We start from the raw sequence: 24,316 nt of genomic DNA, 5'->3' as shown, positions 1-24,316 counted from the left end.
CTGTTAGATTGGTCACAATTATAGTCTGGTAAATTTACAGTAATATACAAAAATAATTGAAACTACTTTTTATTTGTTGATGTCTCATTAATTGGTTAAACTCACCTATTAATGTAGTTTAGATATTATTAATACATCATAGAATAGCAGGGCATTTTATCCATGAATGATATTGACCACGATCGCCGAAAGTGGCTCGGCGTAAGCGTGGCCGCGCTAGGGTTGGGTTTATTACCTCAACCTGCTTTGGCCGCATTGACGACACCGCGTCCCCGAATTTTACGCTTTGATAATCTGCATACGGGAGAAACACTCAAAGCTGAATTCTTTGATGGTCGCCGTTATAACAAATCGGAATTAGCTCGTTTGAATTATTTATTCCGGGATTTCCGTCAGAATAAGATCAAAACTATTGATCCGAAATTGTTTGATCAAATTTATTTATTACAGATGCTGATGGGAACAAATAAATCTGTTCAACTCGTTTCTGGTTACCGTTCATTGACGACAAATAATATACTGCGCCAAGCTAGTGCTGGGGTCGCAAAACATAGTTATCATACGCGCGGGCAGGCAATGGATTTCCATATTGATGGTGTTCAATTAGCGCATATTCGTAAAGCGGCACTGAAAATGCGGGCAGGGGGAGTTGGGTTTTATCCAAAAAGTAATTTTATTCATATTGATACAGGCCCGGTCAGGACGTGGTAATCTTATTACTAAAAATGAGTCTTGATTGTGGAGCTAAACAATATAATGAAATACCACATTATCCCCGTCACGATGGCGATGCAGAATTGTACATTGCTTTGGTGTGAAGAAACTCAGGAAGCAGCGATTGTTGATCCGGGCGGCAATGCCGAGCAACTTATCGCCGAAATAGAGCGTCGTGAACTGAAACTCACACAAATTTTGCTGACACATGGTCATTACGATCATGTTGGTGCTACCGTTGAAGTTGCCAACCGTTTTGATGTACCTGTTTATGGGCCACATAAAGGGGATGCTTTTTGGATAGAAGGGTTGGAAATTCAGTGCCAAATGTTTGGTGTTGAGCCATGTCCATCTTTCACGCCTGATCGTTGGTTAGATGAAGGGGATACATTGCAAATTGGCAATGTTGAATTATCCGTTTTGCATTGTCCGGGGCATACACCAGGGCATATCATCCTTGCTAATCACGTGGATAAATTAATCTCAATGGGAGACGTGCTGTTTAAAGGGAGTATTGGTCGTACTGATTTCCCGGGTGGAAATTATGATGAACTGATTCAATCTATTAAAGAAAAAGTATTGCCGTTAGGCGATGATTACCAGTTCATTCCCGGTCATGGGCCGATGTCAACTTTAGAACACGAACGGAAAACCAATCCATTCTTGCAAGATTAATTGGAAATGTGCAAAGCATCACGTAAATATAAAAGCCGCTTTCTTTAGCGGCTTTTTTGGAATAGATATCAGATAGTTAGGTATAAATTAGAGCACTGCAACAATAGCTTCACACAGAGGAACCATGTTCTCCAGTGTCAAACCCGCTACATTGATACGACCAGAGCTAACCGCATAAACACCATATTCTTCACGCAGACGATCAACTTGTTCTTTAGTCAAGCCGCTGAATGAAAACATGCCGTTTTGAGCGATAATGAAGCTGAAATCTCGTTTCGCACCTTTTTCTTGTAAAGTGTTCACAAATAATTGACGCATGCGCTGAATGCGCTCGCGCATTGTTGCCAATTCCTGAACCCATTCTGCTTTCAGATCATCATTAGACAAAATTGTCGTAACAACGGAAGCACCGTGTGCTGGTGGGTTAGAGTAGTTGGTACGAACAATGGATTTCGCTTGGCTGAATGCTTTTTCTGCGGTATCGCTATCTGTTGCAACGATGGTGCAGGCACCAACACGCTCATTGTACAGACCAAAGTTTTTGGAATAAGAGCTGGCAACGATCAGTTCATTGTGGTTTTTGGTAAAGATACGCAGACCTTCTGCATCTTCATCCAATCCTTTAGCAAAACCTTGATACGCGAAATCAAACACCGGCAACCAACCATTTGCAGCAGATAAATCCGCCAGTTTTTGCCATTGTTCAGCAGTTGGATCAATACCAGTTGGGTTATGACAGCAACCGTGCAGTAAAACAACATCACCGGCTTGCGCTTCAGACAGACTTGCCAGCATGCCATCGAAATCCAAAGCATGTTTTTCTGCATTGTAATAGTTGTATTCGCGGATTTCTAAACCAGCACTGGAGAAAACACCTTTATGGTTTGGCCATGTTGGGTTGCTGATCCAAACACGCTTTGCATTGGTCTGTTTAGCAATAAAGTCAGCGGCAGTGCGCAGTGCGCCAGTTCCGCCTGGGCTTTGTACAGTACGGGCACGTTTGTCGGTTACGATAGGGCTGGTTTTACCGAATAGCAGTTCCTGAGTGACACGACCAAATTCAGGTAACCCGCTAATTGCCAGATAATTTTTGGTGGTTTCGTTTTCCAGCAGGAATTTTTCTGCTTTTTTAACGGTGGTCAGAACAGGGGTTTTACCGGTTTCGTCTTTGTAGACGCCGATACCTAAATTGATTTTGTTTTCACGTGGATCTGCTTTAAAGCTATCGGCTAAACCAAGAATAGGGTCGGCAGGCGCTGCTGTGATTTTTTCAAACATTTTTTTGATTCCAAGTCTCGGAGAGTTAAGCCCAAAGTAAGTTATACGCTGCTCAGGGTAACCTTAAGGAACCTATTTGCCAACCACTTGTAGCAAAAAGAATAAAATCTTGTGAAGTAGTTTACGGAGTAAAGAAAAAAGATAATAAAAACAGGGGAATAAAACGTAAAAAGCAGCGCCGGAGCGCTGCTTTTTCTGAGATAAATCGATTAGCGTTTCGCTAAATAATTCATCAACAGTAATTAGAACTGATAAGTCAGACCAACACCGAATACGTTACGAGCGTTTGTATCGCCGCCTTCGTTTTTGTCTAACAGGTTGATTTTGTAATCAACGTAGGTAGACAGGTTTTTGTTAAAGTAGTAGTAAGTACCTACAGAAACGTATTTAACCAGATCTGCGTTGAAACCTTTGGCACCGTCGTTACGTTTCAGATCCTTACCTTTGGATTGAACGTAAGCCAGAGACGGTTTCAGGCCTAAGTCAGAGAACAGATATTGTGCAGTCAGTTCAATGTTTTGAGTTTTATTAGCGATACCGTCAAAAGATTTCACTACGCCACGGTATTCATTGCCACCTTTACCTGGGGTCATGTTACGGGTTTCACCGTACATTGCTGCTAGGTATACGTTGTTAGCATCGTATTTAGCACCGATGTTCCATGCTTCAGCACGCTTACCGTGAGCATTAACATTTTTCCAATCATTGTTTCCACGATTAGAATTGGCGTAAGAACCACCAACAGTGATACCGTAACCTACGTTATAAGTGGTAGACAAACCGTAGCCATCACCGTTTGCTGTTTTTTGGTCGCGGTTCTTACCATTTTTGGTGCGTTCTTCGCTGTTTTGACCTTGGTATTGCACAGCAAAGTTCAGGCCATCAACCAGACCGAAGAAGTCAGTATTACGGTAAGTCAACAGACCAGTAGAACGGCCAGTCATGTAGTTGTCAGTGTGAGACATGGAGTCACCACCAAAGATTGGCAGTACGTCAGTCCATGCGTTAACGTCGTAGTTTACGCCGTAGTTACGGCCATAATCCAGTGAGCCGTAGTTAGCGAATTTCAAACCAGCGAAAGCCAGACGAGTTTTAGTCTCTTGCTTACCTTCTACGTCGTTAGCGTTCAGGTTGTATTCCCAACGACCGAAACCAGTCAGTTGGTCAGAGATCTGAGTTTCACCTTTGATGCCGATACGCGCATAAGAAGCATCACCATCTTCACCGCTTCTTTCGTCTGCGAGTTGATGACGAACGTCTACTTTACCGTACAGATCCAGTTTGTTGCCGTCTTTGTTAAAGATTTCAGCTGCGTTTGCTGTACCAGCAACCAGCAGAGCCGGGATTACCACTGCAAGAATATTGCGCTTCATTATTATTACCCTCATTGGTGTTATGCAGACACCTGCCACTGCCAGAAATAGAACACTAAAAAATTTTGGAACTATTTGTGGGTATCGAGTGTCTTATTAGTCGGCGACCAGTGTTCCATTGGTAATGAATTTTATCTACCCTCAAAATGCTACAAAAGCGCAAAATCGGTAACAAAGTGCAAATAGGTGTTTCAAAATGTAAATGTCAGGGAACTTTTTTTGTGTGCTTTTTACTATAAAATAAAAAAAGCCAACTTTCGCTGGCTTTTCAGAGGATTGAATTGTGCTCGTTTATTGAGCTGATTCATTAGAAACTTGCGTTTCTCGGTGTCCGTGGGAATGGAATAACGTCACGAACGTTGGATACTCCAGTCACATAAGCGACCAAACGTTCGAAGCCCAAACCGAAACCAGCATGAGGAACGGTGCCATAACGGCGCAGATCACGATACCACCAATAATCTTCTTTATTCAGCCCCATTTCTTCCATACGCTGATCCAGCATATCCAGACGCTCTTCACGCTGAGAACCACCGATGATTTCACCAATGCCAGGAGCTAACACATCCATCGCTGCAACGGTTTTACCATCTTCGTTCAGGCGCATATAGAAGGATTTAATGTCTTTTGGATAGTTTTTCATGATCACTGGCGCTTCGAAGTGTTTCTCTGCCAAATAGCGCTCATGCTCTGATGCCAAATCCACGCCCCAGAAAACAGGGTTTTCAAATTTCTGGCCGCAATTTTCCAGAATTTCTATTGCATCGGTGTAATCCAATTGAACGAAATCTGAATCGACAAATTTCTCCAGACGAGTAATAACTTCGCTATCAACACGTTCTGCAAAGAAAGCCAAATCATCAGCACGTTCTTCCAGAGCAGCTCTGAAAACATATTTCAGCATATCTTCGGAAAGTTTGGCGATGTCATTCAGATCGGCAAACGCCACTTCGGGTTCAACCATCCAAAATTCTGCCAAGTGACGACTGGTATTGGAGTTTTCTGCGCGGAAAGTTGGTCCAAAAGTATAAACTTTGCTCAGCGCGCAAGCATAAGCTTCACCGTTTAACTGACCAGATACGGTCAGGAAAGCTTCGCGACCGAAGAAATCCTGGCTGAAATCCACTTCGCCTTTATCTGTGCGTGGCAAGTTTTGCAGATCCAACGTGGAAACGCGGAACATCTCGCCGGCACCTTCAGTATCTGATGCAGTGATCAACGGAGATGATACCCAGAAAAAGCCTTTTTCATGGAAAAAGCGGTGCAGGGCTTGTGCCAGTGTATGACGAACACGAGCAACTGCGCCGATCAAATTGGTGCGCGGACGAAGATGAGCAACTTCACGCAGGTATTCGATACTGTGGCGTTTGGCTGCCATTGGATAGGTATCAGGATCATCAACCATGCCAACGATAACAACTTTAGTTGCCTGCAATTCAAAAGATTGACCTTTACCTTGGGATTCAACCACTGTTCCTGTCACTTCTACAGAACAGCCTGTGGTTAAATGCAGAACTTCATCCTGATAATTAGGTAAATTATTATTAACGACAGCCTGTAATGGATTAAAGCAGGAACCGTCATAGACGGCGAGGAACGAGATACCAGCTTTAGAATCTCTCCTTGTACGTATCCAACCGCGAACGGTGACTTCGCTGTCAACCGGAACACGGCCTTGCAGTACATCGACTACAGGCGCTACGCTCATAAATTTCTCTCTTCTTTTATTAGTGAATTAGATAACTAGATAGATTTACCATAAATGCCCCATCTTCAGGGGCAGATCTTCTATCTTACTTGTCATCTCTCAGGAAACAAGAAGAAATTTCGCGTCTTAGCGAGGAAATAAGGGGAAAAGTTGTTTTTTACTTGCGTAACCAGCATAGAGCTGGTTACGCAAGGAACAATCAGCCAGATTATACTGCTTTTTCTATATAAGGAATGTCGAACGCCCGGCGTAATCTATCGACAAATTCATCATCTTCACAGATGGTTTTTCCGGGGCTATCGGAGAGTTTCGCTACCGGTTTGCCATTACACTCGACGAGCTTGATAACAATATTCAGTGGCTTTACACCTGGAATATTGCAGGTCAGTCGTGTACCAATACCGAAAATGACATTGATTCTCTTATGGAAATGGCAATATAGCGCTAATGCTTTTTGCAAATCCAGACTGTCAGAGAATACCAGTGTTTTCGTCATTGGATCGATTCCTAGTGACTGGTAGTGTGCTATGGCTTTTTCACCCCATTCAATAGGATCACCGGAATCATGACGCAGGCCTTGGTAAGCTGTCGCCAAGGGTTTGTCAAAGTCCCGCAGGAAAGCGTCCATAGTGATACAATCTGTCAGAGCGATACCTAGCTGATTTGGATACTCATTCAGCCATGTTTGTAGCGCAGCTCGCTGACTATTAGCCAGTTCAGGGCTAATCTGCTGATGAGCCTGAAACCATTCATGAGCTTGTGTACCAAGCGGAGGAAGATCAAGCTGCTCTGCCAGTTGATAGTTACTGGTTCCGGTTAAATAAGGGAAGCTATTTTTCAGCTCATTGATAATGGCATACTGTACTTCGTGTGAAAAACGGCGACGAGTGCCAAAATCCATTAACTTAAAGCCGGACAGATCAATATGTTCTTCTTTCGCATCTTTGTGGAACAGCTCAATCAGTTTTCTGAGCTGAATAACCGCATCTTCTGGTTTTATTTCAGGTGAGCGATGGCGATGAACTAATTCGCTGATGAGGGCAAGTAAAGGCACTTCCCACAGGATAACTTCGTGCCATGGGCCGGAAATGCGGATAGCCAATTGCCCTTTATGGGTAACAGAAACGTCTACTTGTTTAGGGTTAAAGCGGAATGTCTTGAACCAGTTCAGGTAATCCTCTTTAAAGAACGGGAGCCGAGAGAGATAATCGAATTCGCGTTCTGTTAATCTTAAATCAGCCATCATATTAATTTGATGGCGCAACGCCTCGGCGTATTCTCCGAGCAGCTCATCACCACGGCAACGAAATTCTGCAACAACAGGAATATTGTTGTAATGGTGGTACACTGCTTGCTGCATATGAAATTTATAAGCATCTGTATCAAGCAGTGATTTGATAATCGGGGTAGCGTCTAAAGTCATGGCGCGTCAGGCATCCTCGCGGAGCATATTCGTGTCTGCTAAATCGATAAAGTCGGGAGAGTATACCGTGATTATTGGGTTAATGAAGCTATGTAGCTGCATATATTTTCCCGAATCTAAAGATTAAGGTTAATCCATTTATAGATAATATCATGTTAAATGAGATATGAGATGACAATTCGCACGAAAGTACTAATATGCTGACTACATCATTTATACCTTTATTTAATAAGTTATTAACATTCAGAAAAAGAGACTTATTGATTGAAAGGATGGTTTCTCTATGGCAGCGTTAGCGATTGGAAAGTTTCTATGGAAACACAATATGCCAGGCGCCTTGTAGCTAAAGTTATGCAGATGTTATCAAATATGCCTGTTAAAAAATAATGGAAAAGGTTCCCTATGACACAACAGCGACTCGTAAAACACCGTCTGGATTACAGAAAACCAGATTATACAATTACCGACATTGATCTCGATTTTGAGTTGAATACAGATAAAACCACGGTAACGGCAATCAGTCAGGTAAAACGTCTGGCTAATGATATTACTCCATTGATTCTGGATGGAGAAAATCTCACGTTAAAAAGTATCTACATAGATGATAAAGCGTGGGAACATTATCAGGAACAGGATGGTAAGCTGTTGATTGAGCAGCTACCAGCCCAGTTTACCTTGAAGATTGTGAATGAAATTAGCCCATCAGCAAATACAGCACTTGAAGGCTTATATGTCTCCGGAGATGCCTTGTGCACCCAATGTGAGGCCGAAGGATTCCGTCACATCACTTATTATTTGGATCGTCCAGATGTTCTGGCTTGCTTTACTACGCGCATTACCGCTGATAAAGCCAAATACCCCTTCTTGCTTTCCAATGGTAACCGCATTGAACAGGGAGAATTGGATGATGGGCGCCATTGGGTGAAATGGCAGGACCCATTCCCAAAACCGGCTTATCTATTTGCGCTGGTGGCAGGTGATTTTGATGTCCTGCGGGACACATTTGTAACCCGTAGTGGCCGTGAAGTTGCACTGGAACTGTTTGTCGACCGGGGTAATTTAGATCGTGCTGACTGGGCCATGACATCGCTGAAAAATTCGATGAAGTGGGATGAAACCCGCTTTGGTTTGGAGTACGACCTTGATATCTATATGATCGTTGCCGTTGATTTCTTCAATATGGGCGCGATGGAAAACAAGGGGCTGAACATCTTCAACTCCAAATATGTTCTGGCAAAAACGGAAACCGCAACTGACAAAGATTACCTTGCCATTGAAGCCGTCATTGGACATGAATATTTCCATAACTGGACAGGAAACCGCATTACATGCCGTGACTGGTTCCAGTTAAGCCTGAAAGAAGGGCTGACCGTATTCCGTGATCAGGAATTCAGTTCTGATTTGGGTTCTCGTTCGGTTAACCGTATCAATAACGTGCGTGTTATGCGTGCTGCACAGTTCGCTGAAGATGCCAGCCCGATGGCTCATCCTATCCGTCCCGATCAGGTGATGGAAATGAATAACTTCTATACGTTGACCGTTTATGAAAAAGGTTCGGAAGTGATTCGGATGATCCACACTTTGTTGGGTGAAGAACAATTTCAGGCGGGTATGCAGCTTTATATCCACCGTCATGATGGTAGCGCTGCAACCTGTGATGATTTTGTTCAGGCAATGGAAGATGCGTCAAACGTTGATCTGACACTCTTCCGCCGCTGGTACAGCCAATCAGGAACACCTGTGCTGACTGTCCGCGACGAATACGATGCAGAAAAACAGCAATATGTTTTGCACGTCAGTCAAATGACGCCACCAACGCTGGATCAGAAAGAAAAATTGCCACTGCACATTCCTCTGGACATCGAGCTTTATGATGAACAAGGAAGAATAATCCCGCTGCGTCGTGATGGTCAGCCTGTGCATCATGTTCTGAATGTCATTCATGCAGAACAATCATTTGTATTTGATGATGTTTCATCGTGTCCTGTTCCTTCTTTACTGCGTGAATTCTCTGCACCAGTAAAATTGGATTATCCATATAGTGATGAGCAACTTTCATTCTTGATGAAACATGCACGTAACGAATTCTCTCGTTGGGATGCGGCGCAGGCACTGCTAACCAATTATGTAAAGCTGAATGTTGTCCGAAATCAAAAATCTCAGGCACTGGAATTGCCAATGCATGTCATTGACGCTTTCCGTGCGGTATTGCTGGATAAAGAGATCGATCCGGCATTAGCTGCATTGATCCTGACTTTGCCGTCTGAAAATGAAATAGCAGAACTGTTTACGGTTGTCGATCCTAAAGCCATCCATGATGTCATTGGTGCAATGACGAAGGCGCTGGCTAATGAAATGGCAGATGAATTTACTGCGGTTTATCACAGCCTTCATACAGGGGCATACCGTGTGGATCATCAGGATATTGCGAAACGTGATTTACGTAATACCTGTCTCTACTATTTGGCCTTTATTGATAACAAAGAGCTGGCTGATAAATTAGTGGCAGCACAATATTATCAGGCTGATAACATGACTGACAGTATCGCTGCCTTGTCTGCGGCAGTATCTGCTGAATTGCCTTGCAGTTATCAATTAATGGATGAATTTGATCAACGTTGGCATCAGAATGGTTTGGTCATGGATAAATGGTTCAGACTGCAAGCAACCAACCCGGCCTTTGATGCGCTTGATCAAGTACGTGGCTTGATGAAGCATCGTTCTTTCAGTTTGAGCAATCCAAACCGTGTTTATTCACTGTTGAGAACATTCTTTATCAGTAATCCTGTGGCTTTCCATGCTGAAGATGGCAGTGGTTATCAGTTCCTGGTGGAAGTGTTGACTGATCTGAACAGCCGAAACCCTCAAGTAGCATCAAGTTTGATTAATCCATTGATTCGTCTGAAACGTTACGATGAGAAACGTCAGGTCCTGATGCGTGCGGCACTGGAACAGTTGAAAGAACTGGAAAACTTGTCCGGTGATTTGTTCGAAAAAATTACCAAGGCACTTGAAAGTTAATATGTGATATATCCTCCGGTGATAGCCGGAGGATATTGACCTGAACTTCTTCAGTATCTCCCATACCAATCGTCGGGCAAATCCGGAATATTGAGTGTATAGAAAATTTCATTCCAATAAGCCCAAATAATTCTGTAAAATAATTTCACTAAAACAAGCCCACTAAAACAAGCCCACTAAAACAAGTCCACCAAAATAATTGACTCAGATAAAAGAGAAGGAATGATCGGCTTTTGCCGATAAAGAGAAGGCTTTTTTGTTTATGCAGATAATGGTAAATTAGCGGTCTTTGCCAGTCACGATAAAGCAGCAATCATATATGTATGGGATTGTGCATAACCCAAAATATATAATTGACAATTCCTGTATAAAAAACAATAGGTTAATCTAAATGTGTTATTCTCTGGTACGGAAGGCATTGTTCCAGCTTGATCCTGAACAAGCACATGAGCTTACTTTCCGTCAGCTCAAGCGCGTCACCGGTACTCCTTTCGAATTCCTTATTCGCCAATCAGTTGCTACTAAGCCCGTTACTTGTATGGGGCTGTCGTTCAAAAATCCATTAGGTCTCGCTGCTGGTCTTGATAAAAATGGTGATTGCATTGATTCCTTTGGTGCAATGGGCTTCGGTTTTGTTGAAATTGGCACAGTGACTCCACGCCCACAAGCGGGGAATGATAAACCAAGATTATTCCGTGTAGTCGAGGCAGAAGGGATCATCAATCGGATGGGGTTTAATAACCTTGGTGTGGATAATCTGGTTGAGAATGTTAAACGAGCAAAATACGACGGGATTATCGGGATCAATATTGGCAAAAATAAAGATACACCAGTAGAGAATGGAAAAGACGATTATTTAATTTGCATGGATAAGGTTTATCCGCATGCAGGTTATATCACTATCAATATTTCTTCTCCCAATACCCCCGGCCTGAGAACCTTGCAATATGGGGAAGCGCTGGACGATCTCTTATCTGCGATTAAAAATAAGCAAGGAGAGCTTCAACAGAAGTTCCAAAAATATGTGCCTGTTGCTGTAAAAATTTCTCCAGATCTTTCAGAAGAGGAATTAATTAAAATCGCTGATAGTTTAATGCGTTATCAGATTGATGGTGTTATTGCAACTAATACGACATTGGATAGAAAGATTATTGAAGGATTGAACCACTGTCAACAAGCGGGCGGATTAAGCGGGCGTCCTGTTCAATTACGTAGTACAGAGATTATTCGACGCCTTTCTCAAGAATTAAAAGGTGAAATACCGATTATTGGTGTTGGTGGAATTGATTCGCTTGTTGCTGCCAGAGAAAAAATGGAAGCGGGTGCTTCGTTGATTCAAATATATTCTGGTTTTATCTATAAAGGGCCAAAACTCATCAAAGATATAGTTAATCATATCTGAATATTTGCCGCAATTCGGGGTTGGGGGTTTATTTCTTCCCCCAACTCGTCTATATTTTGTCTAGCAGCTTAAATCCTTATTATTTCTTTTGAATTTTTATTTCAGTAGTGATGTTTATTTTTAACCAAAAAAGCTATTGTGAGTATAAAGGGTAATCAATGAAAATTAGACCTGATGATCAGTGGCGCTGGTATTTCGATCATGAACATAGTCGTGTCATGCTCGATCTTGCTAATGGCATGGTTTTTCGTTCTCATTTCCCTGCCAAAATGTTGACCGACTATGCAATGACAATGAAAGAAATGTCTTTCTCTGTCGACGATGCTGCGTTTTATTATGCTTTCGAAGAACATTCGCGTCGTATTAATATTGCACCAGCGCTCAGAACTGAATTAGCCCTGAATGGCGTGGTGGCATTCCGCTTTATGAAACCACAAATGCCCAGAAGCTGGCATTTTTCCCCTTTTTCTTTAGTAGAAAAACCTGAACATGGTGAAATTGTTCAACTTCGTTTGCAGGATAGTGATACTGAAGCACTTTTTATGGTGGTGGAAGTCGGTGACAATGCGAGTTTATGTTTATTAGCGCAGCAAAAATTGGAACTGAATGATCGTGTGATGAGTTTTTGTGATGCTATTAAGGTAATGAACGATCGCTTGCTACCTTATATCGAATTAACTCAGGTGTCGGTATATGACAGGGCGATTTAATTTCATTCAATTGTTGAATGTATAACTCAATTAATCATACCTGAACAGGTATATTTATAATGTCATTTACCTGAATGATTTTGCTTCCGGAAAGTTTTCCCATCTGAAGTTTTAAAATAAAAATATAATTAAAATTAGTAAGATAGGGATAAAAAGTCAGACAGATGATTTTATTCATACTGCCTGATCTAGCTATTATCACTATATATTATTAATGATTAGTTTAATTCAATCACTAAATCACTTTTGGGAATACAACTACATGCCAGAATTTTTCCATTGTCTTTGATGGATGTTGATTTTAATGGCTGTACATCCCCTTCAAGCAGGGATAGCTTACAAGAACCACAAATGCCAGCACGACATGAATAAGGAACTCTAATACCTTGGTTTTCGAGCTGCTCTAGAATTATTTGTTGATTGTTTCCAATAAAACGCTGCCCATTGAATTCAATAGAAATAGATTGTTCAGCAATTTTCTGTATATTTAAATCATTCGCTTGCTCACCGCTGCCATATTCACGCGGGGTTTTCTTTTCCAAAATGGTGACACGATCGCCAACGCGAATAATGCCGCTATTACGGGCAATGGCATTCTGCCCAAAATCGACAGCTCCATTTTCTTTGGCAGTTCTAAAAGACTGTAATGTTGCCAGTGGCTCACCTTTAGGATTTTTACGACCTTTTTCAGGGCTGACAGTTGTCAAAATACAACGGCTGCACGGTTTGGGAAGGTCGAAAATAACATCGCCAATTTGGATGACTTTCCAGCTATCTTCTTCAAAGGGCGCAGCCCCTGTGACAATCATATTGGCACGAAACTGCTCTATTTTAATACTTGCGGGACAGCGTTGTTGTAAAGCATGGAAAGAGGCTTCATTGATCATTAAATAGGGGTAACCATCCGCGAATGATAAAGCAATATCCGGGAATTTTTTGACTCTTCGGGTGAGTTCCTCACTTAGCCAGCGGAGTTGCACAGGGGTATCAAAAAAACCACTTAACCAAGTGTTGATAAGATCCGGGGCAACTAAAGCAGTAAAATGAGTCCCCCAGACTTCGGTGGGTAAACGCTCTTCTTTAAAATCAGTATAAAGTACAGTTGCACTTTCTCCGTTTGGTGCCTGTAGATAGAGACCGTTATGGAGCATCGTTGGCGTAAACAACAACAGTTGTGGATATTGGCGGCCAGTAATAAAAGTACCGTCTGTTGTGGTTATCATAAAGTTGCGATCAAACGTAAGGCCACTTTCATTGACGAGGGAATGTGAAAGTTGCAATCCACGCATAGACTTGACGGGATAAGTATAGAGGCGCGACAAAGTTATCATCCATTATCTCCAGAGCATTTTTATTTTTTAATTGAATAAGCAACTTTATGACATGTCGTCGGTATTGGCTATAATGTGCCACAATTTTTTGTATTGAACTTTTGTGGTGATTAATAAAATGAACGCTCTCTTTGCCAGCACGGCACGTGGACTGGAAGAACTGTTAAAAAACGAACTGGAAATGCTGGGAGCGCAATCCTGCAAGATTGCCCAAGGCGGGGTTCATTTTCAGGGTGATGATCGGGTGATGTATAAAAGCCTGCTGTGGAGCAGGCTGGCATCTCGTATCATGATGCCGCTCAATGAGTTCAAGGTTTATAGTGACTTAGATCTGTACCTTGGTGTCCAATCCATTGATTGGAGTGAAATTTTCTCGGTCGATAGCACGTTTTCTGTGCATTTCAGCGGCACGAATGAAGAAATCAGAAATACACAATATGGCGCATTGAAAGTCAAAGATGCCATTGTTGACAGTTTTGTACGTAAAATAAAGCAGCGTCCTGATGTTGCAAAACAACAACCTGATGTCCGTGTCAATGTCTTCTTGAATAAAGAAAAAGCGACGGTTTCACTTGACCTCAGTGGAGACAGTTTGCATATCCGTGGTTATCGTGATCTGGCAGGGCAAGCGCCACTGAAAGAAAATCTTGCGGCAGCAATTATTTTGCGTTCTGGCTGGAATGTAGGAACGCCAATGATTGATCCAATGTGTGGTTCAGGCACATTGTTAATAGAAGCCGCTATGCTGGCGGCAGATTGTGCACCAGGTTTACATCGCAAATATTGGGGATTCACCTCATGGCTGAAATTCGATGAAACTATCTGGCGTGAAGTGACCACAGAAGCACAAGTACGTTTCCGTAAAGGGTTACAGGAAACCACTTCCCGCTTTTTCGGAACAGATATTGATCGCCGCGTCATGGATATGGCTCGTTCAAATGCGCGCAGGGCAGGAGTATCCCAACTGATCCAGTTCCAACAGGGGGATGCCAGCAAGCTGGAAAATCCATTGCCGGAAGGGGTTACGGGAACGGTACTGAGCAACCCGCCTTATGGTGAACGTCTTGAAAGTGAGCCTGCGTTGATTGCACTGCATAGTGTATTTGGCCGCGTAATGAAAAGCCGCTTCCCCGGCTGGCGCTTATCATTATTCAGTGCTTCGCCAGAACTGTTGAGCTGCTTGCAATTACGTGCAGAACGAGAGTTCAAGGCGAAAAATGGCCCGCTGGATTGTATCCAGAAGAATTATCAATTGTCGGATAAACCACAGTCTTTGGATGTTGGTATTGCTGAGGATTACGCAAACCGTTTGCGTAAAAATGAGAAAAAACTCAGTAAATGGGCCAAACAGCAAGGTATTGATTGCTATCGGTTATATGATGCAGATTTACCGGAATACAATGTTGCAGTTGATCGCTATGCGGATAAAGTCATTGTTCAGGAGTATGCGCCCCCGAAATCTGTGGATGCGAATAAAGCACGCCAACGTTTATTTGATGTTATCAGTGCAACAATGAATGTACTTGGTTTGTCATCCAGCCAACTGATCCTGAAAACTCGTCAACGTCAGAAAGGCAGTAGCCAATATGAAAAGATGGCCGAAAAGAAAGAGTTCTTTTTGGTTAATGAATATGGGGCGAAATTCTGGGTTAACTTGACTGATTATCTGGATACGGGCTTATTCCTTGATCACCGCATTGCCCGCCGAAAATTAGGGGAAATGAGCCAAGATAAAGATTTCCTCAATTTATTTGCTTATACCGGTTCGGCGACGGTTCACGCAGGATTGGGCGGAGCTCGTTCGACAACCACCGTAGATATGTCCCGTACTTATCTTGAATGGGCAGAGAAAAATTTACAGGCAAATGGCTTAGCCGGACGTCAGCATCGTTTAATTCAGGCTGATTGTTTGGGATGGTTGGCACAAACGCGTGAACAATTCGATTTGATCTTTATTGACCCTCCAACATTCTCCAACTCCAAACGAATGGAAGATACTTTTGATGTTCAGCGTGATCACATTACATTAATGCAGCAATTAAAACGCCTGTTACGTCGTGGTGGGACTTTGATGTTTTCCAATAATAAGCGGGGCTTCAAAATGGATTTTGCTGAATTGGAAAAATTAGGGTTGGTTGCAGAAGAAATAACAGAAAAAACGTTATCTCAGGATTTTGCCCGTAACCGTCAGATTCATAATTGCTGGTTGCTACGTCACGCTGGCGAGGAAAAATAATATTATGTCATTGATTAGTTTATCTGGTGCCTGGTTGTCTTTTAGTGATGCACCGTTGTTGGATAATGCTGAACTGCATATAGAAGAAAATGAAAGAGTGTGTCTGGTCGGGCGTAATGGCGCGGGAAAATCGACACTGTTACGCGTGCTGGCAAAAGAGCAACCTTTGGATGACGGGTTGGTTATTTATGAGCAGGATTTGATTGTCGCCCGCTTACAGCAAGATCCTCCCCGCGATGTAGAAGGCACGGTATTTGATTTTGTTTCCGAAGGGGTAAAAGAGCAGGCCGAATGTATTAAAGCGTTCCACCATACTTCGCGCTTGGTGGAAACCGATCCGAGCGAAAAGAACCTCAATCGCCTTGCAGAATTACAGGAAGTGCTGGATATTCAAGGTCTTTGGTCACTGGATAGCCGGATTAGCGATGTATTGAAACAATTGTCCTTACCCGCAGACGCGAAATTATCTTCACTGTCCGGTGGTTGGTTGCGCAAGGCGGCATTGGGCAGGGCGTTGGTTTGTGCGCCAAGAGTGTTATTTCTGGATGAACCGACCAACCACCTTGATATTGACACGATCGAATGGTTGGAGAATTTTCTGAAAGATTTCAACGGAAGTCTTGTTTTCATTTCCCATGATCGGTCATTCATTCGCAATATGGCGACACGTATTATCGATCTGGATCGTGGAAAATTGACATCATGGCCAGGAAATTACGATAAGTATCTTGAAGGCAAAGAAGAGGCATTGCGGGTTGAAGAATTGCAAAATGCCGAATTTGACAAAAAACTGGCGCAGGAAGAAGTTTGGATCCGCCAGGGTATTAAAGCCCGACGTACCCGTAATGAAGGCCGTGTAAGAGCATTGAAAGCGTTGCGTGTAGAGCATTCTGAACGCCGCAATGTTATGGGCGCCGCGAAAATGCAGGTCGGGGAAGCAACACGTTCCGGTAAGATCGTGTTTGAAATGGAAAATGTAAATTACCAGATTGGTGATAAAACATTAGTTAAAAATTTCTCGGCTCAGGTTCAACGTGGCGACAAGATTGCGTTAGTGGGGCCAAACGGCTGTGGTAAAACCACGCTATTGAAACTGATGTTAGGCAATTTGTCAGCAGACAGTGGGCGCATGCATTGCGGTACAAAACTTGAAGTCGCTTATTTTGATCAGCATCGTGCAGCGTTAGACCCTGATAAAACCGTTATGGATAACCTTGCTGAAGGCAAACAGGAAGTGATGGTTAACGGGCGCTCCCGCCATGTACTGGGCTATTTACAGGATTTCCTTTTCCATCCCAAACGAGCCATGACACCTGTACGGGCACTTTCCGGCGGTGAACGCAACCGTCTGTTGTTGGCGCGTCTGTTCCTGAAACCAAGCAACTTACTTATTCTTGATGAACCAACCAATGACCTTGATGTTGAAACATTGGAACTACTCGAAGAAATGGTTGATGGTTATACCGGAACTGTGATTCTGGTAAGCCATGATCGTCAATTTGTTGATAACTCAGTCACTGAATGCTGGATTTTTGAAGGTGACGGTGAAATCAACAATTATGTGGGAGGTTATTACGATGCTCAACAACAACGAGAGCAGCGTATTTCCTTGCGCCAGATCGCAGAGAAAAAGGTCAGTGTTGAAACTAAGGTTGTAAAACCGAAAGATACCCCGAAAAAGACCAACAATAAGTTAAGCTATCATTTACGGCGTGAGTTAGAACAACTACCATCATTATTAGAAAAGTTAGAAGAAGAAATAGAGAAACTGCAATCTCAGGTCAGTGACGCTGAATTCTTCAACCAATCACATGAAATTACACAAAATGTTCTGAATGGATTGGCAAATAAAGAACAAGAATTGGAAAAAGCTTTTGATCGTTGGCAGGAATTGGAAATGATGAAAAATGGATGATAGCTGCTACATAAAAAAACCATGTAGGCTTTGCTAAAGGAGAAATACTTTGTGTTCCAATAACCATCAGTATGACAAGCTGGTTCTTTGTCCCCAGTGTGACATGCTGGTGGCTGTGCCTGATTTGGAACAAGGGAAAAAAGCGGTTTGCCCTCGGTGTAGTACTTTGCTGACAGCAAAGTGGAAAGAGCCACGCAATCAGCCAACAGGTTATGCAATAAGTGCATTAATGATGCTCTTGCTTGCATGCCTGTTTCCTTTTGTCAGCATGAGTGTCGCGGGGATTGTCAGTGAAATCACACTGACTCAGATCCCCAAGGTAATGTATAGTGAAGACTATTCAAGCATGGCGGTGTTTTTCCTGATCTTTGTTCAGCTTGTGCCGGCATTCTGCATGGTTGCCATTATTCTCTTATGCCAACACGTCAGGATGGCGCGCCGTTTGAAAATAGAACTGGCGCGTATCCTGTTTAAGATGAAAACATGGTGCATGGCAGAAATTTTCCTTGCGGGAGTGCTGGTGAGCTTTGTTAAGCTCATGGCATATGGCGAAGTTAATATTGGTTTGAGTTTCCTGCCTTATTGCCTTTTTTGCTTGTTTCAGGTCAGGGCTTTTCAATGCCTTGACAGGCATTGGTTTTGGAATGAAATAGAACCAGCTCCTGCAATTTGCCAACCTTTACAGGCTGGGAAACCTGGCCTGGTGCAAGGGATCAGACTGTGTCAATGTTGTACCGCTATTTTACCTGCTCAGCAATCCGAATGCCCGCGTTGTCACACAAAAGGGCATGCCCGTCGTCGCCATAGCCTTCAGTACACAATGGCGTTACTGATTACATCAGTCATACTTTATATTCCGGCGAATGTTCTGCCAATTATGGTGACTCAGGCATTGGGCAGCCACATCAACTCCAACATTCTGGAAGGGATTATTTTACTTTGGAGTTCGGGTTCTTATCCTGTTGCACTAGTCATTTTTATTGCCAGCATCATGGTGCCTTTATTGAAAATGCTGGCCATTAGTTGGCTATGCTGGGATGCAAAAAGCCAAAGTAGCCATGATTCTGAAACAATGCACTTTATTTATGAAATGGTGGAATTTGTTGGTCGTTGGTCCATGATTGATGTGTTCGTTATTGCCGTATTATCGGCACTGGTTCGCATGGGGCAGCTAATGAGTATCTATCCTGCTACAGGGGCAGTGCTGTTTGCTCTGGTTGTTATCCTGACGATGTTTGCGTCAATGACATTCGATCCACGTTTAACTTGGGATAAAGCCAATAGTAAATTTGCTTTACATGACAATGAGGAGTCGTAAGGTGACGGATAAAGAAGAAGATCAGGCTCAGGCCAGAATCAGCAAACTCAAGAGTTGGTCACCTGTATGGATAGTACCAATTATCACTGTGCTTATCGGCGCTTGGATACTGTTTTACCATTTCAGCCATCAAGGGCCTGAAGTGATATTGATTACATCTAACGCAGAAGGCATTGAGGCGGGAAAAACGAAAATTAAAAGCCGCAGTGTGGACGTTGGTGTCGTCGAAAAAGTTTCATTAAGCGATAATTTGGGGCAGGTGATCATTAAAGCTCGCTTGAATGATGGTATGGAGCGGCTTTTACACAAAGATACTGCATTTTGGGTTGTAAAACCTCAGATTGGGCGTGAAGGTGTTTCTGGCCTGAGTACATTGCTGTCAGGCGTATTTATTGAATTACAACCTGGTACACAAGGCGGTGAGGAAAAAAAATTCTCACTGCTTGATTCACCGCCACTTGCTTCCCCTGATGCAAAAGGGATTCGTATTATACTGACAAGTGAAAAAGCAGGGCGGCTCTCTCCCGGTGATCCGGTGTTATTTAGGGGATATCGTGTAGGCTCAGTTGAAGCTGGTACTTTTGATCCAATATCTCGGTTAGTTCGCTATCAAATTTTTGTTAATGCACCTTATGACGGTTTATTGACAACCAATGTCAGGTTTTGGAAAGACAGCGGCGTAGCATTTGATATGTCGTCACAAGGTATACGGGTTGACGTTGCCTCATTATCAACGCTGTTTGGCGGTGGTGTCAGTTTTGATGTGCCGGAGGGTTGGGGATTGGGCAATCCTGTCAAAGAAAAAGAAGTCTTTAAACTTTATGACAATGAGAAAAATATCCAAAACTCACTTTATACAGAACATAAAGGCTTTTTATTATTTTTCTCTGACTCAGTGCGTGGTTTACAGTCGGGAGCGCCTGTTGAGTTTCGTGGTATCCGAGTGGGAACAGTAGTAAAAGTTCCTTTTTATACCGAGAGTATCAAACAGCGTGTCGATAGTGATTTTCGTATTCCTGTATTGATTCACATAGAGCCGGGGCGCTTCAAGAAAGAGCTGGGAGATGGGTTCGATACGGACAAAGAACTGAAAGAAATTATTGAGCGAGGTCTGAGAGCCTCCTTGAAATCGGGCAATTTATTGACAGGAGCGCTGTTTATTGACCTGAATTTTTTTCCTGATGAAAAAGACTGGAAAAATCCACATAAAGTTTCTGGTTATGACGTTCTGCCTACAGTAAGCGGTGGTTTGGCACAAATTCAACAAAAAGTCATTACGGCGCTGGATAAGATCAATAACATGCCAATTGAACCGGTATTTATTCAGGCAACGCGAACACTCGAAGAAAGCCAGAAAACTATTAAAACTGCACAAAAGACAATGGACGAATTAAACCGCATTCTTGCGAGTAAAGAAACTCAGGGGCTTCCTAAAGATATCCAAAATACGCTGAATGAGTTAAATCGTAGTATGCAGGGCATTCAGCCTGGTTCTCCGGCTTATAACAAGTTGGTTGACAATATGCAGCGGCTGGATCAAGTAATGCGGGAATTGCAGCCTGTCTTGAAAATACTGAATAATAAGAGCAATGCATTGGTATTTGAAGCGGAAGCGATAAAAGATCCTGAACCTAAAAAGGCACCTAAGTAATGAAAAAATTGATTCCAAAATTGGCATTTTTTATCTCTGTCAGTGTTTTTGTTGTTGGAAGCCTGTTTATTTCAGGATGCAGCGGTAGTCAGCCACAAAAAACGTATTATCAACTGCCGGTTTTAGCTGAGACATCATCGGAAAAACCAGTATCTTCGGGAAACTTAGCATCACAGGAGAGCAAACTGGGGGCTAAACATGAACGGCAACTATGGATAAAAGATGTTAATCTCTCTGACTACCTTGCTGCACCTGGAATTGCGTATCAAACTGGCAAGGTCAGCTATATCAACGCATCAAATCATTTGTGGGCCAGCCCATTACAGCAGCAGTTAAAGCAAATTCTGATTTCTGAACTGAGCGCGGCATTCCCGCATCGTTTGGTTTCTGGACAAGAACTGGAAAAAGATGCAGATGCGTTAGATATCACAATAACTGCTTTTCATGGGCGATATGATGGGCGGGTATTGATTGAGGGATACTGGATATTGTCTAACCCGGATAATGTAACTAAACGACCGTTCAGTCTCGAATTGAAACAGGAAAAAGATGGTTATTCTGAATTAGTGCTTACATTAGCAAAAGGTTACAACCAGTTGACTAAATCCATTGCCAGGCAGATAGCTTCTCAACGCTAACTGACTAACTGACTAACTGACTAACTGACTAACTGACTAACTGAGTAGTGCAAATGTTTATTATGACAATTCTATGAATATCTTTGCTTGCTATTCATTTTATATAAAGGTATCACTAGCACCAATTGAATAAAAAACGATCGACGTTTCATCTTCATGGTAACAAATGAGGAAATTAAGGCATGAAAAGACAAAAAAGAGACCGTTTAGCAAGAGCGCTTTCCAGAGGCTATCAAGCTGGCATTTTGGGACGACCGCGGGAGAATTGTCCTTATCATTCATTGGATGCTCGTTCGTATTGGTTGGGGGGATGGCGTCAGGCGAAAGAAGATCACGTTTGATGGCAAATAAATCTATTGATATTAAATGAGAAATTCACCTCCGCAATGGCGGAGGTGTTCAGCATCGGAGAAAAAAAGTTAGTCACCAAAGCGGGATCATTAAAAGGCGCTGGTATCTTTGAACAAACCTACTTTCAAATCAGTCGCAGTATAAATCAGTTTACCATCTACCAAGACTTCACCATCAGCCAGACCCATAATTAACTTGCGGTTAATGACTCGCTTGAAATTAATGCGATAAGTCACTTTTTTTGCTGTCGGTAATATCTGCCCTGTGAATTTCACTTCACCCACACCAAGCGCGCGGCCTTTACCTTCTCCACCGACCCAGCCCAGGAAAAAGCCAACAAGCTGCCACATTGCATCAAGGCCAAGGCAGCCCGGCATCACGGGATCATTGACAAAATGGCAGTCGAAAAACCATAGCTCAGGATTGATGTCGAACTCAGCCTCGACATATCCTTTATCGTAAGTACCGCCGTTTTCTGTCATTTTAATGATGCGATCCATCATCAACATATTGCCAGAAGGCAGTGGCGGCCCATTCTCACCAAACAATTTACCTTGTCCAGAGGCTTGAAGTTCTTCTTTTGTGTAGGATTCTTGTTGTTTAAACATATTCTCAGATAGCCTTACTAATCATGTAGGGCTAGAGAATAGCGTACACTTGTACGCCGAACAACTCCGATCAGATAATGGCAGAACTAACCTAACCAACGTAGAAACCAAGGTAACCGAGGTCGCTCTTGATTATTAGCCTGTGCAATACGTTCATATATCATAGCTAACAAATGTTCTTTTTGTGGATCGTAATAAGGAATACCCGTTAGTAGTGATGCGGCCTCAGAGACATGCTCGACAGCCCAGATATGAAACTGCCCATTTTTTACCGCATCAACGACATCCTGGCTTAGGCACAAGTGTTGCACATTGGTTGTTGGAATAATAACGCCTTGAGAGCCAGTGAGTTCACGGTAGTGACATATGCGGAAAAATCCTTCAATTTTCTCATTGACTCCACCAATTGGTTGTACGTAACCAAATTGGTCTACCGCCCCTGTAACCGCAATTTGCTGATCGATAGGCTGTTGTGACAAGGCACTGATCAGGGCACATAATTCAGCCAGTGATGCGCTGTCACCATCTACTTCGCCGTAGGATTGCTCGAATACAATGGAAGCAGAGAATGGCTGTGGTTGATCCAACTTCAATTCAGAAATTAAGTAAGCTTGCATAATCATCATGCCTTTTGCATGAATATTGCCACCTAATTCTACTTTACGTTCCACATCAATAAATTCACCATCCCCTAAGTGAGCAACGCAACTGATACGGGAGGGTTCTCCTATTGGGTCAGGATGCCCTGGATATTCGAGTATTGAAAGCCCATTAATTTGACCGATAACTGAACCTTGTGTGCGAATCAAAACTTGGCCTTTTAGCATTTCATCCATACAGCGTTCGGATAAATAACCATGACGCCAAGTACGATTCTCTTCTGCTTGTTGCAGGGAATGCTCGGTGATCTGGTTTTCTTGCTGGTAGTTGGCTGCTGATTCCAATTTTTGTTGCAACCACTGAATATCCAGAGGCAGACAGAGTTGATCTTCGGTATGACGAGTCGCTTGTTTGATCAGTTCAGGCCAGGCATCGGCACTCAGTGGAGGCAGACCCTGTTGTTGAATGACGCCATTAACATGGCGGCACCACACTGCCAGATCTTCCTCTTCGTGAAAGAGGATATCCGGCTCAAATTCACCGTACAGTGCGTTGCTTGCCAGTTCGGGTTCAAGGGATTGTAATTCTTCAAGACTTAGCCTGTCTCCCACTAAAACCAGACGCAGATTCAATTCCATTGATGGTACAGGAAAGGGAAGGGAGCGGTTTTCATCTTGTGACAGCCAGTCAAATCGGCGTTGGGTAATCATCTGTTTGAGACGAACCCACATTAATGGCTGAGAAAGCAGAGTCCGAAGAGGCAAAATCAGAATACCACCATTTACTTGATGGATAAGCCCGGGCTGCAATTGAATTACACCTTGATGCGTATAGATATTGCCAAATAATTGCTCTGGTTCAATCCACTCACGATAAGTAACTCGCTCAGTCGGAGCAAACATACCTTCCCCGGATGCATGCCAAGTAAGGGTTTGGTGTTCTATTTGATAATAGCCACCGATACTTGGACGATCTTTCGGTAGTAGAGAGGAAATCGTATGAGATAAAAGAGACAGATAAGCATCACTCTCTTCCGCCTTTAGCAGCATAAAAGGTTGGCGCAGATTAGCCTGACAAAAAAGAGTTAACCCACTGTGCAGTCTGGGCTGAACCTCATCCATTGTGATGGGGGACAGTTCAGCGACAGAATTAAAGAGTGCTTGATAAGGCGTATTGTTTGGCTGTAATGCTTGCCAGTCTAGTTTTATATTCGTCAAAGTGGTAGCTACATATAGTGAAAAGGGAAACATTTATTATACAAGATTAGACAATGAACCAACATGCCAGAATCTTAAAAGAAACGACATTTGAGCTAACACATTTATTGCTTGTAAAATAAGCCAATATTTTGTGTTGCTATGAGC

Annotated in this window: 18 protein-coding genes; 11 read left to right on the top strand and 7 right to left on the bottom strand. The window is 42.8% G+C overall.

What is annotated here, in order from left to right; genetic code table 11:
• Positions 1-162 precede the first annotated feature (162 nt).
• Both AB204_RS06185 and AB204_RS06180 read left to right on the top strand, forming a co-directional pair.
• Complete coding sequence (locus AB204_RS06185) at positions 163-711, top strand: YcbK family protein (RefSeq protein WP_047962506.1); 549 nt, start codon at positions 163-165, stop codon at positions 709-711.
• 45 nt (positions 712-756) lie between these two features.
• Positions 757-1,389, top strand: coding sequence for an MBL fold metallo-hydrolase (locus AB204_RS06180; protein ID WP_047962505.1), 633 nt, complete (start codon positions 757-759; stop codon positions 1,387-1,389).
• 87 nt (positions 1,390-1,476) lie between these two features.
• Here the strand turns inward: AB204_RS06180 and AB204_RS06175 are convergent, their stop codons facing one another.
• The 4 genes from AB204_RS06175 to pncB all read right to left on the bottom strand — a co-directional run bounded on the left by AB204_RS06175 (position 1,477) and on the right by pncB (position 7,171).
• Positions 1,477-2,667, bottom strand: coding sequence for an amino acid aminotransferase (locus AB204_RS06175; RefSeq protein ID WP_047962504.1), 1,191 nt, complete (start codon positions 2,665-2,667; stop codon positions 1,477-1,479).
• Between the two features lie 242 nt (positions 2,668-2,909).
• A complete protein-coding gene (locus tag AB204_RS06170; protein WP_047962503.1) occupies positions 2,910-4,040 on the bottom strand; it encodes a porin in 1,131 nt (376 codons plus the stop codon).
• 307 nt (positions 4,041-4,347) lie between these two features.
• Positions 4,348-5,748, bottom strand: a complete 1,401-nt coding sequence (gene asnS, locus AB204_RS06165) for an asparagine--tRNA ligase (protein ID WP_047962502.1) — start codon at positions 5,746-5,748, stop codon at positions 4,348-4,350.
• A gap of 208 nt (positions 5,749-5,956) precedes the next feature.
• Entirely contained in the window at positions 5,957-7,171 is a 1,215-nt protein-coding gene (gene pncB, locus AB204_RS06160; protein ID WP_047962501.1) for a nicotinate phosphoribosyltransferase, read from the bottom strand.
• Positions 7,172-7,573: 402 nt separating this feature from the next.
• Between pncB and pepN the strand changes: the two genes are divergently transcribed.
• From pepN to AB204_RS06145, 3 genes are all read left to right on the top strand, one after another.
• The gene (gene pepN / locus AB204_RS06155; RefSeq protein WP_047962500.1) at positions 7,574-10,192 is read left to right on the top strand and encodes an aminopeptidase N; all 2,619 of its coding nucleotides are present in this window, start codon (positions 7,574-7,576) and stop codon (positions 10,190-10,192) included.
• Positions 10,193-10,583: 391 nt separating this feature from the next.
• Positions 10,584-11,594: a quinone-dependent dihydroorotate dehydrogenase gene (gene pyrD / locus AB204_RS06150; protein ID WP_047962499.1), complete on the top strand. Its 1,011-nt coding sequence runs from the start codon at positions 10,584-10,586 to the stop codon at positions 11,592-11,594.
• Between the two features lie 158 nt (positions 11,595-11,752).
• Positions 11,753-12,304, top strand: a complete 552-nt coding sequence (locus AB204_RS06145) for a cell division protein ZapC (RefSeq protein ID WP_047962498.1) — start codon at positions 11,753-11,755, stop codon at positions 12,302-12,304.
• A gap of 218 nt (positions 12,305-12,522) precedes the next feature.
• Here the strand turns inward: AB204_RS06145 and AB204_RS06140 are convergent, their stop codons facing one another.
• A complete protein-coding gene (locus AB204_RS06140; protein WP_047962497.1) occupies positions 12,523-13,635 on the bottom strand; it encodes a YcbX family protein in 1,113 nt (370 codons plus the stop codon).
• Between the two features lie 118 nt (positions 13,636-13,753).
• On the opposite strand from AB204_RS06140, the gene rlmKL reads away from it, so the two are divergent.
• The 6 genes from rlmKL to rmf all read left to right on the top strand — a co-directional run bounded on the left by rlmKL (position 13,754) and on the right by rmf (position 21,734).
• Positions 13,754-15,871 (top strand): bifunctional 23S rRNA (guanine(2069)-N(7))-methyltransferase RlmK/23S rRNA (guanine(2445)-N(2))-methyltransferase RlmL, encoded by a 2,118-nt coding sequence (rlmKL, locus tag AB204_RS06135; protein ID WP_047962496.1) that lies wholly within the window; start codon positions 13,754-13,756, stop codon positions 15,869-15,871.
• A 4-nt stretch (positions 15,872-15,875) separates the two neighbouring features.
• Positions 15,876-17,786: an ABC transporter ATP-binding protein gene (locus AB204_RS06130; RefSeq protein ID WP_047962495.1), complete on the top strand. Its 1,911-nt coding sequence runs from the start codon at positions 15,876-15,878 to the stop codon at positions 17,784-17,786.
• A 103-nt stretch (positions 17,787-17,889) separates the two neighbouring features.
• Positions 17,890-19,104 carry a membrane integrity-associated transporter subunit PqiA gene (gene pqiA / locus AB204_RS06125; protein WP_235428036.1) on the top strand — a complete coding sequence of 405 codons (1,215 nt, stop codon included), beginning with the start codon at positions 17,890-17,892 and terminating at the stop codon, positions 19,102-19,104.
• Complete coding sequence (pqiB, locus tag AB204_RS06120; protein WP_200898206.1) at positions 19,091-20,755, top strand: intermembrane transport protein PqiB; 1,665 nt, start codon at positions 19,091-19,093, stop codon at positions 20,753-20,755. The genes pqiA and pqiB overlap by 14 nt, the downstream gene beginning before the upstream one ends.
• Complete coding sequence (gene pqiC / locus AB204_RS06115; protein ID WP_047962492.1) at positions 20,755-21,393, top strand: membrane integrity-associated transporter subunit PqiC; 639 nt, start codon at positions 20,755-20,757, stop codon at positions 21,391-21,393. Before pqiB ends, pqiC begins: the two co-directional genes overlap by 1 nt.
• A 182-nt stretch (positions 21,394-21,575) precedes the next feature.
• Positions 21,576-21,734 (top strand): ribosome modulation factor, encoded by a 159-nt coding sequence (gene rmf, locus AB204_RS21240; RefSeq protein ID WP_072061398.1) that lies wholly within the window; start codon positions 21,576-21,578, stop codon positions 21,732-21,734.
• A 99-nt stretch (positions 21,735-21,833) separates the two neighbouring features.
• Here the strand turns inward: rmf and fabA are convergent, their stop codons facing one another.
• Complete coding sequence (gene fabA, locus AB204_RS06110) at positions 21,834-22,352, bottom strand: bifunctional 3-hydroxydecanoyl-ACP dehydratase/trans-2-decenoyl-ACP isomerase (RefSeq protein ID WP_047962491.1); 519 nt, start codon at positions 22,350-22,352, stop codon at positions 21,834-21,836.
• 86 nt (positions 22,353-22,438) lie between these two features.
• Positions 22,439-24,169, bottom strand: coding sequence for an AAA family ATPase (locus AB204_RS06105; RefSeq protein ID WP_047962511.1), 1,731 nt, complete (start codon positions 24,167-24,169; stop codon positions 22,439-22,441).
• Positions 24,170-24,316: the final 147 nt, after the last annotated feature.

This window comes from Xenorhabdus khoisanae (assembly GCF_001037465.1).
Taxonomy (GTDB): Bacteria; Pseudomonadota; Gammaproteobacteria; order Enterobacterales; family Enterobacteriaceae; genus Xenorhabdus; species Xenorhabdus khoisanae.
Note: the sequence above shows the minus strand (reverse complement) of the source record. Positions and strands in the feature narration are given on the sequence as shown.

What these genes read in the sequence shown, in the direction of transcription:
- pqiB (WP_200898206.1), top strand. Translation starts at nt 19,091, where the DNA reads ATGAGGAGTCGTAAGGTGACGGATAAAGAAGAAGATCAGGCTCAGGCC.
- AB204_RS06130 (WP_047962495.1), top strand. Translation starts at nt 15,876, where the DNA reads ATGTCATTGATTAGTTTATCTGGTGCCTGGTTGTCTTTTAGTGATGCA.
- fabA (WP_047962491.1), bottom strand. Translation starts at nt 22,352, where the DNA reads ATGTTTAAACAACAAGAATCCTACACAAAAGAAGAACTTCAAGCCTCT.
- rlmKL (WP_047962496.1), top strand. Translation starts at nt 13,754, where the DNA reads ATGAACGCTCTCTTTGCCAGCACGGCACGTGGACTGGAAGAACTGTTA.
- pqiA (WP_235428036.1), top strand. Translation starts at nt 17,890, where the DNA reads ATGCTGGTGGCTGTGCCTGATTTGGAACAAGGGAAAAAAGCGGTTTGC.
- pyrD (WP_047962499.1), top strand. Translation starts at nt 10,584, where the DNA reads ATGTGTTATTCTCTGGTACGGAAGGCATTGTTCCAGCTTGATCCTGAA.
- rmf (WP_072061398.1), top strand. Translation starts at nt 21,576, where the DNA reads ATGAAAAGACAAAAAAGAGACCGTTTAGCAAGAGCGCTTTCCAGAGGC.
- AB204_RS06180 (WP_047962505.1), top strand. Translation starts at nt 757, where the DNA reads ATGAAATACCACATTATCCCCGTCACGATGGCGATGCAGAATTGTACA.
- AB204_RS06170 (WP_047962503.1), bottom strand. Translation starts at nt 4,040, where the DNA reads ATGAAGCGCAATATTCTTGCAGTGGTAATCCCGGCTCTGCTGGTTGCT.
- AB204_RS06175 (WP_047962504.1), bottom strand. Translation starts at nt 2,667, where the DNA reads ATGTTTGAAAAAATCACAGCAGCGCCTGCCGACCCTATTCTTGGTTTA.
- asnS (WP_047962502.1), bottom strand. Translation starts at nt 5,748, where the DNA reads ATGAGCGTAGCGCCTGTAGTCGATGTACTGCAAGGCCGTGTTCCGGTT.
- AB204_RS06140 (WP_047962497.1), bottom strand. Translation starts at nt 13,635, where the DNA reads ATGATAACTTTGTCGCGCCTCTATACTTATCCCGTCAAGTCTATGCGT.
- AB204_RS06145 (WP_047962498.1), top strand. Translation starts at nt 11,753, where the DNA reads ATGAAAATTAGACCTGATGATCAGTGGCGCTGGTATTTCGATCATGAA.
- pqiC (WP_047962492.1), top strand. Translation starts at nt 20,755, where the DNA reads ATGAAAAAATTGATTCCAAAATTGGCATTTTTTATCTCTGTCAGTGTT.
- AB204_RS06185 (WP_047962506.1), top strand. Translation starts at nt 163, where the DNA reads ATGAATGATATTGACCACGATCGCCGAAAGTGGCTCGGCGTAAGCGTG.
- pncB (WP_047962501.1), bottom strand. Translation starts at nt 7,171, where the DNA reads ATGACTTTAGACGCTACCCCGATTATCAAATCACTGCTTGATACAGAT.
- pepN (WP_047962500.1), top strand. Translation starts at nt 7,574, where the DNA reads ATGACACAACAGCGACTCGTAAAACACCGTCTGGATTACAGAAAACCA.